The 11,569-nt window shown below is 42.3% G+C and carries 7 protein-coding genes; 3 read left to right on the forward strand and 4 right to left on the reverse strand.

The genetic code is table 11. The annotated features are described in order from the left end of the window. The first annotated feature begins 101 nt into the window (after positions 1 to 101). Both PSH54_RS06850 and PSH54_RS06855 read left to right on the forward strand, forming a co-directional pair. Positions 102 to 2,456 (forward strand): TonB-dependent receptor, encoded by a 2,355-nt coding sequence (locus PSH54_RS06850; RefSeq protein ID WP_273605760.1) that lies wholly within the window; start codon positions 102 to 104, stop codon positions 2,454 to 2,456. A gap of 351 nt (positions 2,457 to 2,807) precedes the next feature. Next, positions 2,808 to 5,210: a TonB-dependent receptor gene (locus PSH54_RS06855; RefSeq protein ID WP_096041992.1), complete on the forward strand. Its 2,403-nt coding sequence runs from the start codon at positions 2,808 to 2,810 to the stop codon at positions 5,208 to 5,210. A 512-nt stretch (positions 5,211 to 5,722) separates the two neighbouring features. Here the strand turns inward: PSH54_RS06855 and PSH54_RS06860 are convergent. Genes PSH54_RS06860 through PSH54_RS06875 form a run of 4 tightly spaced genes read right to left on the reverse strand, consistent with a single transcriptional unit; the run spans position 5,723 to position 10,273 of the window. Further along, on the reverse strand, positions 5,723 to 6,577 hold the full coding sequence (locus tag PSH54_RS06860) for a nuclear transport factor 2 family protein (protein WP_273605761.1): 855 nt from the start codon (positions 6,575 to 6,577) through the stop codon (positions 5,723 to 5,725). Then, positions 6,574 to 7,677: an ester cyclase gene (locus PSH54_RS06865; protein WP_273605762.1), complete on the reverse strand. Its 1,104-nt coding sequence runs from the start codon at positions 7,675 to 7,677 to the stop codon at positions 6,574 to 6,576. Before PSH54_RS06865 ends, PSH54_RS06860 begins: the two co-directional genes overlap by 4 nt. Before the next feature lie 9 nt (positions 7,678 to 7,686). Further along, positions 7,687 to 8,652 carry a nuclear transport factor 2 family protein gene (locus PSH54_RS06870; RefSeq protein WP_273605763.1) on the reverse strand — a complete coding sequence of 322 codons (966 nt, stop codon included), beginning with the start codon at positions 8,650 to 8,652 and terminating at the stop codon, positions 7,687 to 7,689. A gap of 10 nt (positions 8,653 to 8,662) precedes the next feature. After that, positions 8,663 to 10,273 (reverse strand): sodium:solute symporter family transporter, encoded by a 1,611-nt coding sequence (locus PSH54_RS06875; protein ID WP_273605764.1) that lies wholly within the window; start codon positions 10,271 to 10,273, stop codon positions 8,663 to 8,665. Positions 10,274 to 10,511: 238 nt separating this feature from the next. Between PSH54_RS06875 and PSH54_RS06880 the strand changes: the two genes are divergently transcribed. Beyond that, positions 10,512 to 11,525, forward strand: a complete 1,014-nt coding sequence (locus tag PSH54_RS06880; RefSeq protein WP_055255210.1) for an ester cyclase — start codon at positions 10,512 to 10,514, stop codon at positions 11,523 to 11,525. Positions 11,526 to 11,569: the final 44 nt, after the last annotated feature.

Genomic DNA, 11,569 nt, shown 5'->3' on the forward strand with positions numbered 1-11,569 from the left:
GCGCTTTTAATCATTATAAATACTTAAAATTCGGTTGCGGGTTATTTAGCCCTTAAATGCTTAATAAAATAACTTATATCAACAGGTGGAGAATTAATCTCATGGCCGCACATATTTTACGTAAAACACTTATTTTTGCTGCAGTAAACACGGCGATATTGGGCTCAGCCTCGGTATACTCGCAAGAGGCAAAGTTAAGCCCTAACAAAGAGTTGGAGGTTATTTCGGTTACCTCTACTAAGCGTGTTAAAAGTATTCAATCAGTGCCGTTGGCTGTGACCGCTGTATCTGCTAAAGATTTACTAGAAAATGGCGTTACTGATATCTTAAACCTTGATAGCTTAGCGCCAGGGTTAAAGTCGGGTGTGTCGGGCAGTGATGCTCGCCCAGCTATGCGCGGTGCTAGAACAGAGCAAGTAGAGGCTAACGATGTTGCCATCGCGTTTTATTCTAACGGTGTTTATCGTCCTCGTCACGGGCAGGCGCTTGCTGGGTTTGTTGATTTAGAGCGTGTTGAAGTATTACGCGGGCCACAAGGTACATTGTTTGGTCGTAACTCATTTGGTGGTGCGATTGATGTTATAGCTAAAAAACCAGAGCTAGATATTACCGAAGGCGGTATGGCCGTTACATTTGGTAATTATGGTCATTTACGTGGTGAGGGCTTTTTTAATGCAGCGCTTACTGATGATACCGCGGTGCGATTTACTGGCGTTCGAGAAATAAGAGATCCCTACGTTGAAAATACATTTAATGAAGATGCAGGCTTAAAAGATGCTGATATGTATTTTTTACGTGGCCAAGTTTTTACTGAAATTAACGACGATATAAATTTAAATGTAAAAGTAGAAACGTGGCAGGATGAATCAAATGGCGGCGGTGCTTTTGGCTACCATATTTTAGGCGTTCCTATAAACCCTGCAACGGGTAAAACAAGTTTGTCGGCACCATTAACTGAGCGAATAGGTCGTGACGATGTGTGTGGCAGTAATTGTGGCCGCTTTGGCGCAGGTTTAGATAACGCTGCAACACCAGGGCTTGATACAGCACAGGCGGTATCGTCAGACCCATTTACTCAGCAGTTTGACTATAAACCATCGCGTGATGTAAGTGATGTAAGCATTAGTGCAGAGCTTAACTGGTCATTAGAGTCGGTAGATTTGAAAGTGATTGCAGCCTCAATGGATTACGAAGAAACGCGCCTTACTGATGGTGATTTTTCGACTTATGCAACCACGGTTGATGGCAATGCGATTGAATCAAAAACAAACTCGTTAGAAGTGCAGGTTAGCTCAACGTATGAAAGCGACTTTGAATGGGTAGCGGGTATTTATTTGCTTTCAGAAGATTTAGACAACGCATTTTTAAATGGCAGCTATGGGGCTGTGGTTGATAATGTGCCAGATACAACGCAACCCCAAGAATTTCAGTACGCGTCGTGGTTAAATCAAATTCAGTTAGAAACAAGATCAGCTGCCGCCTACTTTCAAGGTAATTACACATTTAATGATGATACACGCGGTATAGCCGGCATTAGGTATACAAATGACAGCCGTGAGTGGGATATTTACGGCCAAAACCCAGATGATTTAAGCACGCTTGATTTTTCTGTACTTGAGGTTGATAACGCAGACGATGATTGGAGTAAAGTAACGTGGAAGCTAGGTCTTGAACACGATTTGGCAAGTTCTCAACTGCTTTATGCTACAGTTTCTACGGGCTTTTTAGCGGGTAATGCACAGGGCGCTTTTAATGGCGAAGATAGCTACGATGAGCAAACAGTAACGGCTTACGAGCTTGGCTTTAAAAGTATGCTGCTTGATAATTCATTAAGGTTTAACGCTTCTTTATATTACAACCAGTACGAGGACCTACTTTCTACTCGTTTTCAAAACGTGGGTGGTACGGCGGTGTCGTTTTTTGGTAATGCCGGGGAAATTGATGCTGCAGGTCTTGAGTTAGAAATTGATTGGCAGGCAAGTGATGCATTGCGCCTAGGGGCACGCGCCGCGTTTACAGACTCAACGTATGGCGACTTTGTTACGCCAAATGTATTTGAAGAGGGTGGAGAGACCATTAATGGCGTAGATAACTTACTGCAACTAGATGGTAATGACGTGCAGCTAAGCCCTAAATACAATATTACACTATTGGCCAGTTATGAGTTTGATTTAGGTGATAAAGGCCGCGTTGTGCCTGCTACCAGTATTCAATTATCGGATTCGTATACAACCAACGATTTGCCTTTTTCATTTGGTACTCAAGAAAGTTACCAAAAGTACGATGCTAGCCTTGCATGGTATTCGGCAGATAATGAGTGGTCTGTACGTGCGTATGTTCAAAACGCAGGAGATGAGCTTATACTACTTAGGACAGTCCGCTTTGGTGGTAATGTGGCTGCGGCCGATTATGCTAATCCTCGCACTTATGGTGTAAGGGTAGGCTATAACTTTTAGGCATTTTTCAATAATGTATTTTAAGGTTTAAGTAAAAGTGTAAGTTTGTGCATTTTGCTAAAATATAGCATTGAAATTTTAAATTAAACAATCGCTTACATAGAGCCAGTAATAAATTATTACTGGCTTTTTTTGTGTTTCGAAATCACTTTGTTTTCATTTTAATATATTGTTTTATTTAGGTTAATTTAGATGAGGTTATTATTCGAGCAAAAAGTTGTTGATCTTTTTGACTTCGAAGTCTATTTTAGATCCATGCATTTTCAATTGATACAACTTGTTTACTGTAATAATTGAAAATGTAGGTTTGGGGAGAACTAAATACGTTTTATACTGGGGAGAATAACTATAATGAAAGCTAAATTTACACGGACTCTCGTTCACTTTGCTGTAACCACCGCTATTGCAGCAACCACAATGAACGCACACGCTGCGCAAGAGCCAGAACAAGCACAAGCGCAAGAACAAACCGCAGAGCCCGCGATAGAGCGTATAGCGGTAACGGCAAACCGTCGCTCACAAGACCTACAGGAAGTATCATCATCAATAACAGCATTAGGGGAAGGGGACATTGCCCGCGCTGGTATTATTGATGTTACGGGTCTTGAACAAGTGGTACCAGGCTTACGTATGGGTTCGTCGGGTGGTGAAGTTAGACCCGCTATGCGTGGCGCTCGCACCAACGAAGTAGGTGTAGCAGGCACCGGTATTGCTGAGCAAATTGTAGGTATATTTCAAGATGGTATTTATGTGCCGACTACCTCATCGGGCTTAGGCGCGCTGGTGGATGTTCAACGCATTGAGGTATTACGCGGGCCGCAAGGTACGTTATATGGCCGAAACACGTTTGCGGGCAGTATTAATATTATTACTAACCAACCTGTTTTTGACGATTTACTGGGGAGTATAAAAGTTGAAACAGGCAGCTATAACCGCAGCGCTTACGAAGGAATTATAAATATTCCAGTAAGCGACACCGTGGCAACCCGTTTTGTAGTGGCCTCTGATCGTCACGATGGTTATATCAATAATTTAGTTGTTCCAGGCCCTTCAGATGACTTGCGCGAGAAAAACCAGTTTTATATGCGTAACGTTACTAAGTGGGAGCCAAACGAAAAGTTTAATGCCACAGTACGCTTTGATTACTCGCGTAAAGACTCAAACTCAGAAGCTATTTGGGGTTACCAACAAATAGCGGGCTACCAAATTGAAGAAACCTCGCCGGGGTCGGGTGTATTTAACACCACGCCTACAATAACCGAGGGGCATATTTATCAGCCAAGTGATGCGCAGCACGAAGACCTTGGCCCGTATGATGTTTACCGCAATGGATTTTCACTTGATAAGCAAGAAAGCTTTTCGACCACATTAGCACTTGAATGGTATACCGACTTTGCTGATATTAAATGGACCACTAACTACTCAACGCTTAGTGGTAAGCAATATTACGATAACGACTACAGCGACGGTGGCATTGATTTTGTAGGTGGTTTTGGTCGTGAGGATGACCAAAAAACACTCTCATCTGAGCTGCAATTTTCATCTAACGATGAGGGTGATTTTTCGTGGATTGGTGGTCTTTATTACTTTGACCAAGAAGCAGATTGGAGCTGGTTATCGCATGCAGATACCACAGGCGATGGTGTATCAGACTCTGTTGTAGTGCCTTCGTGGGGTAACCCAGATTACGACCCGCATACGGCAAAATCAATTGCGGCGTATGGGCAATTACGCTACCAAGTAACAGAAGATTTGCGTGTGGTAGGTGGATTGCGTGTAAACCAAGACGACAAAACATTTACCGGCGATACAATACCAGATTGGGATGACTCAGCACTGCTTTATAAAGCGGCTGCCGAGTACGACATTAATAACGATATTATGGTGTATGCAAGTGTAGCGACAGGCTACAGAACCGGTGGCGCAAACGATTCGCGCGTTGTAGCTCGCGGTGCTGACCCACTTTACGATAACGAAGATGTTATCTCTTACGAAATGGGTATGAAAAGCTATTTGCTTGATGGCGCAATGCGTTTAAATCTTTCGGTATTTATGAACGAATACGAAGATGTAAAAGCACAGTTATTTGCAACCTCATGTAACGATACGACCACTGGCGATACTGTTTTAGAGTGTGTTGCAGCAGGTACTGCTACCACCTTTGAATACTACGAAAACGGCGGCGATGTAGAAACTGTGGGCCTAGAAGCCGATATTCAATGGGTGCCAATTGATAACCTAACACTAACAGGTACTTTATCTCTGCTTGATAGCGAATTTGCTGATGGCTATGCAGTAGGTAATGAGCAGCTTCGCCCATTATTAGCATTAGGTAACTTAGAAGGTCGCCAAGATATAAACGACAGCTCTAGTCAGTTTAGTTTTGAAGGCTGGAGCCCAGCTATGGCACCTGAATACAGCGTAGGTTTTTCAGCTCGTTATGAGTTTAGCTTAGGGGGGGATTCGTACTTAGTACCGTACATTCAACTAAATTACTTAGACGATTACTACGCGTTTGATACGAACATCCCAGAGGTACAAGTAGATGCGCACTTAATGGCTGATGCACGTTTAACCTGGTACATTAACGACAGTGTGCAAGTAGAAGCGTACGTTAAAAACATTGGTGATAAAGCGATTTTAACCCGTGGTGTAGTGCACTCACAAATTGTTGATGGCTTACCTGCAAACTCAGTACAAGCTAACTGGAACAATCCACGTACGTGGGGCGCAAGCTTAAAGTATCAGTTTTAGAATTTCCTAAATGGCCGCTACGGTCATTACTTTCAGCCAGCTATTTATTAGCTGGCTTTTTTTATTTTAAGCTTGTGAATTAGCTCAAGTTAGCTCCCATTTAGCCTTACTATTGTATTTACCCCACCTTTGCTGACATTCATTGGATGCGCCTTTATTGGCTTTAGATTGTAAGCTTAACCCCTCTAACCAGCCCTTAATTTAAGTTTGCTAAATGCATACGTGTATTTAAGCCATAAGTGCGTAACTTACAATGGGGGGCTTGGCGGTTGGTTGCATACTCGGGCTTTAGTAAGGCGAGGCTGATACTTTATTTACTGCCTTTAACTATTTTAAAGCGTTATTTTTTTAAATAAGTAATACCCACTCGCTTAATTAAGTGAGCCATTTTGAGTTATAAAAGCGAGTCATAAATAGGGTAAAAACTGCTTAAGTATGATTACAGGTTGCTAAAAGGCCATCTATAAAAAAAGCGCTCAGTGAGCGCTTGAAGGGAAGTGGAAAAGGTGACCTTATAATGCAAACTGCTGGTTAAGTGCCAGCGTGTCGAATTGCATTACTTCGTGGGTTATTTGATTATCGCTGATGCTAATAACGCTAATTATTTGCTGACGTACACGTACGTTTTTAGCATTAAAGCTGCCATCGAGAGTCCAGCATAGCGTGGCTTGGTTTTGCGTACTGTCATACTCAACGGTTTCTAGCTGGGCATAGCGTCTGCTTAGCGATTGCGTAAAATCTAAGTGGCAATCAAGCAGCGCGCTAATAGGTTGTGGCTGTGTGTTACCTGCAAGTACAGCCGTAGCGCTTGGAGTATAAAGGGTTTCAAACTGAGCCAGGTTGTTAGTTTGCCAAATTTGCCACCAGTTATCTAAAGTACGAGCAGTGTGAGAGGGCAGCTCGCAAATAGCGCTGGGGGTTGCATGAAAAGTAGTAGGGTGCAGCTGGTTATCTAAATCGCTAACAATAATTGGGTCACTTTTTGGTAGTTTAGGAATAACTGAGCTGTTATTTACCGTTGTATTTACATACTCGTTATTCGCTAACGACAACGTATCAACCACACATTTTACTGACTTAATAAAAGTCCCGTTGTGTTTTATTGCAAACGTTAAACGCACTGGATTTTTAAGCTTTTTAGGCTGTAAAACCAGCTGTAGGGTTTCACGTTCTGCGCCTACACTATGAGTGTGCGATACACACTCAGACACTCCATATTGAGCTAAAAAGTTAAGCCACAAAGGCTGCGCCTGCAAAGCACCCATGGCGGTAAAGTGGTGCTGCTGCCAACGGCTACTGCGAAGCAACTTGCTGCTTATACCTTCAATGTCGGCTTTAGTGTATAAATCGATAATAGCGTTGATCATGCATTTTCCTCCCACTGTGATTTGTTGACTAATGCATGTGCTTTAAATAAGTGTGCATAAAGTGCTACTTCATCAAAAACGGTGATCTCTTCGATGATTTTTTTGTTTTTAATACGCAAATGCGATGCGCCTAAAATAAAGTAAGGCTGCTGTTTAAGCTCACTTAGCTCGCTATTTTGCGGGTTAAAGTGGCCGGCTAGCGACCAGCGTATCGCTACATCTGTCGTGGTTTCGTCAAATGGGGTAATAGCTATATGATCAATCGTTAATTTGGCGTCGGGGCAGGTTGCAAAAAATTGTATAAATACGCCGTTAATTTGTGCAAGTCCGATGGCCATTCTGCCGCTAGGCCATTGCTGTGTTGCCGTTAAACTGTAAAATTCGTGCACTTTAGCAAACTGTTTTTGATTAAATAGCGTGTCTAACCAAGTATGGGCAAATGCCGCTAGCTCACCCTCTACAATGGGCGTACTTGCTACGCGGTGATCTATGGCAATTACACGGTTAAATTCATCGTTTAGCCACTGAGTGTGTTTTTCTTTACTCGGAATGTTAGCCATGTGTTTGGCTACATTAATAATGTTTAAGCCAAGCTGCTTAACTAAAAAGCCGTTGTCGCGCACTAGCCACTCTTTAACTATTTTGTTTTCAAAGCATACGCAGTCGGCAATGGTTGTAACACGGCCTGTTTTATGTGTTGCTGGGCCAAACTCAGAGTTACCAGTGTTGGTCATTACACTGCTAATTAAATGTGATGAGTAATAGTGCTCGTTGGCTTCTTCTGAAAACACCACGTTTTCGCCAATTAGGCTCCTGTCGGGGAAGGCCGCAATAGTTTTTAGTGTGCCTTGAATAACATCTTCTATGTTTTCGCCATAGGCGCCAAGGGTAAAAACAGGGCATACATCGGCGTAATAGCGATAGCATAAGCCAATGTTTTTTTGCTCCCAAATACGGTGCGTTATGCGCAAAATGTAATCAACGATATCAACAAATTCGTCATCAAAACCGATTAAAGGCTGATGTTTGTTACCTTGCGGGTTTAACACGCTCGATAACGGCAGCCAGTAAGGTTGGGTCATATTATTGTGTTTGTTCATGCTCACCTCTTAATTAGCTGCGGCTATTTTGCGTTGCATTTGCTCAAAAATATCAATGCCCATTCCATTTAATAAATGAGGGATATCAATAGCGACCCAGTTTTCTTTTAATATGCCGTTTTCGCAGCGCCAAAAGTCCATGACACGCGGGAACAGCTTATTGCCAGAAGGCGGTAAACCTAACCAGTCTTCACCGGTATGAGTGCCATACATGTGAGGCCATCCGCCGGTAGCAACAAAGTTATCGTGACTTACTAAACACAGTGTTTTATTAATACCGCGATCAGGAAAGCCTTTTAAAAACGGCCCTTGATGGTGCTCTCTAAAGCCGCTAATTCCGCGGGTTGTACCAATGCCTGCTGGGCCATACCAAATAAAATCTGGGTGCCAGTATTTTTCTAAATTAATGCTGTATAAGTCTTTACCGTCATAGTGGCCAAGCTCTGTGAGCATATCAACTACAAGTTGCTCGTTGGTTTTGCTAAGCGTTTCGTTTTTATCACCTGTTGGTACGCCATCAAGTGTGGTGGGGGGCATAACTAAACCTGGGTAACCTAAGCTTGGGCGTAATGGGTTCACGCCTACTTGGTTCATTACATCAATTAAATCTAAAAATGTGTAAACATTAACCACTTGGTTGTTTTCTATTTGCGCCATTTCGCTGTAGCGAATAAACACACTTTTGCCGCTGGCAGGAATACCCAATAAAGGCTGTGTAAATGTGCCGGTAAAATACCCTGTTGCACACACCCATTGCTCACCTTTGTAGTCGCCCTGGATAGAGATAAACGGTTTGCGCTCTATGTCAGGTAACGAATGTTTAAGTACGCCAAAGTAGTCATTAATCACATTTTGCTTTGTGCTAATAGGCTCAAAAGGGTGGCTTACCTGCCATTGAACGGAGTCTGCAAGCAATGCTTGATTTGGCAATTCTGCAGCGCTGAAGTTTTCGAAAAGCTGTTCTAAAATATTCATTTATTTCACCTTACACAAAATATTCAAATAACATGAGAGAGGCAAAGCTCAGTACAAAAAAGCCAAGTAACCAGTAATTGATTGAGTCAAACTTACCCGGAATTAAGTACCAGCCGTTTTCTTTTTCTGGACGTTTTTGATCTTTAAATGCTTTTAACTGACCTTTAATGGTGTATTCGTTGTAATCCTCTTGATAGCCATCAAATGCAATACTTAACGCAATGCTAAATACAAGGCAGGTTATTGCCCCTATGGCGCAGTACCATGGCCATGCAATGTCGGTAAACACTGCGCACACAGCAACGGTAATAAACGACACTAAGGTGCCTATTAATAAGCCTTTTTCGGTGGTGTGCTTAGAGAAGAACCCAAGGGCAAACATGCCAAGCTGAGCACCTACAAAGTACGAGCCTACTTTAGTGAGTATTTCTAAAATTGAGCCTTCGCTGTATAGGTGATACATAATGGCCGGAATAATAATGACCACCGCCCAACCTAGCGTAAATAAGCGAGTAACATTTAAATAGTGAGCGTCGTTTTTTTCAGGCGCAAAGTACTTTTTATAAAAATCGATAGTACTTATGGTTGAAAGTGAGTTAAGTGCTGAGTCGAGGCTCGACATAGATGCTGCCATTACCGCAGCGGCAATAATGCCCATTAACCCTGGTAAGCCATAATCAGCTGCAAACTGTAAAATAATTAAGTTGTCGTTTTCAAAAGTGCGCCCGCCGTAGTAGCTATAAAACAGCACGCCCATAAATATAAAGAACAAGTAAATAAAGAACGCGATAAAGCCCATTAGTAAGTAGGATTTTTTAGCATCGCCAATATTTTTAGCGGCAAGGGTGCGCTGCACCATCATTTGGTTAGTGCCATACACCGTAATGTGATATAGCGACATAGCCAGCACGCCAGACCACACGGTAGTTACTTGGGTAAAGTCGAGCGAGAAATTAAGTGGGTCTAATTTACCTTGGCTTTTTAGCTCGCTCAGTGTTGAGCTAAATGAACCATCCATAGAGGTAATGAGGGCATACATAATAATACCAGCCCCTATAAATAAGATGGCTGACTGAATTACATCGGTCCATATAACGGCGGTTATGCCACCTAGCATGGTATAAATAAGGGCGATTATGGTAACTAAAAATATCGCAGTTATAACATTTATATCGATAATAAAGGCCAACACTAAGGAGGTTGCATACAGCACTGCGGCTGAACCCATAGTTTGCGATATTAACCAAATAGTAGAGATAAGTAAGCGGGCCTTTTTACCAAAGCGGCGCTCTTGGTATTCGTAAATAGAGGCCACACCCGCGTTGTAAAAAAACGGAAAAAACAAACACACCACCGCCACAATAACCAGTGGGTAGTTAAGGTGTATGGCAATAACCGAGAGCCCCTCTTTGTAAGACCACGCTGGCGCACCTAAAAAGGTGAGTGCACTTACATAAGTAGCAACAACCGATATACCAATAGCCCACCAAGGTGTTGTTTTTCGACCTATGTAAAAGTCGTTAGCACTACTGATCTTTTTACTAATTACAAACCCAAGTATTAGGTTGGCAATTATGTACCCGATGAGAATGCTCCAATTCAACAATCCAAAATCATTCATAATTAATCCTGTTAGATTAGGTTTTACGGGCTTGAGAGCCTATTTGTATTTTTTATTTTGAATCATCATGAATCACTTTGACTTCGAAGTCAATTCTCATTAGTATTATTTTAAAGCAATTTATAACTTACTATTCACAGGCTTTTAATTACTCTTTAAATGCAATACATTTTGTTAAAGTGTGTTTAACGGCGGTTTGAAGACATTAATTTGACTGCGCAAACAATGAGGAATAATCATGGCAGATATACTTAAAGATAAACAACTAGTTCGTCAATTTCATACTGCACTAGAAAAAGCACAAGGCAATGATTTACAAGCCGTATTTAATGAGTTTATGGCCAGTGAATACAGCTTTAAAGGGGTGCACCCGTTTAATGAGCTTGAGTGTGCGAATGATGTAATTGCCCAAGTTTGGCAGCCATTATTTAGCTCGTTTAGTGCGCTGCAGCGCCGTGAGGATATTTTTATTGCAGGGCAAAGCGAAGCCGACGGTGGCCAGTGGGTGATGAGCATGGGCCATTTTATGGGCTTATTTGATAAAGATTGGCTAGGTATTGCGCCAACCCATAAGCTTGCCACTTTGCGCTATGCCGAATTTAACTGTGTTAAAGACGGAAAAATAATTCAGACCGGTTTTTTTGTCGATATTATTGGCCTTATGATGCAAGTAGGTTTAAACCCGCTGCCGCTCTCTACTGGGCAATATTTTACGTATCCTGGGCCGCGTACGCACGATGGTATTCGTTTGGGTAAAAGTAGCGATGAGCAAAGCGAAAAAACAATGGCGCTGGTAAATCAAATGATTGATAACCTAACCGCGCTTAATAAAAGTGGCGTTGATACGTGCCCGCCCGAAGTGCTTGGTAAAACCTGGGATGAAAACATGGTGTGGTATGGCCCAGCAGGCATTGGCGCAACTTACACAATTAAGCGTTATCAGCAGCAGCACATGTATCCGTTTAGAGAAGGGTTAACGGGTAAAGTATTTAACGGCCATATTTGCCGTTTTGCTGAAGATGAGTTTGCCTGCTTTTTTGGCTGGCCTAATTTAACTAACACGGCCATTGGGGGCTTTTTAGGCCTACCGGGTGCTAATACCCCAGCAGATATGCGCGTGGTGGATGTGTATCATCGCGAGGGCGATAAACTGGTAGAAAACTGGGTCATTATTGATATTCCTTATTGGTTAAAACAACAAGGCCTAGATATTTTAAAGCGCACGCAAAGTATTGCGAACCCTGGCGCATAGTCTATTTAAGTAATAAAAAAGCTCTGTTTAACAGAGCTTTTTTT

The sequence above is a fragment of the Pseudoalteromonas sp. Angola-30 genome (assembly GCF_028599215.1).
Classification (GTDB): Bacteria; Pseudomonadota; Gammaproteobacteria; order Enterobacterales; family Alteromonadaceae; genus Pseudoalteromonas; species Pseudoalteromonas atlantica.

Excerpts from the sequence above, each read along its gene's own strand:
- PSH54_RS06850 (WP_273605760.1), top strand. The coding sequence starts at position 102 with ATGGCCGCACATATTTTACGTAAAACACTTATTTTTGCTGCAGTAAAC.
- PSH54_RS06855 (WP_096041992.1), top strand. The coding sequence starts at position 2,808 with ATGAAAGCTAAATTTACACGGACTCTCGTTCACTTTGCTGTAACCACC.
- PSH54_RS06860 (WP_273605761.1), bottom strand. The coding sequence starts at position 6,577 with ATGATCAACGCTATTATCGATTTATACACTAAAGCCGACATTGAAGGT.
- PSH54_RS06865 (WP_273605762.1), bottom strand. The coding sequence starts at position 7,677 with ATGAACAAACACAATAATATGACCCAACCTTACTGGCTGCCGTTATCG.
- PSH54_RS06870 (WP_273605763.1), bottom strand. The coding sequence starts at position 8,652 with ATGAATATTTTAGAACAGCTTTTCGAAAACTTCAGCGCTGCAGAATTG.
- PSH54_RS06875 (WP_273605764.1), bottom strand. The coding sequence starts at position 10,273 with ATGAATGATTTTGGATTGTTGAATTGGAGCATTCTCATCGGGTACATA.
- PSH54_RS06880 (WP_055255210.1), top strand. The coding sequence starts at position 10,512 with ATGGCAGATATACTTAAAGATAAACAACTAGTTCGTCAATTTCATACT.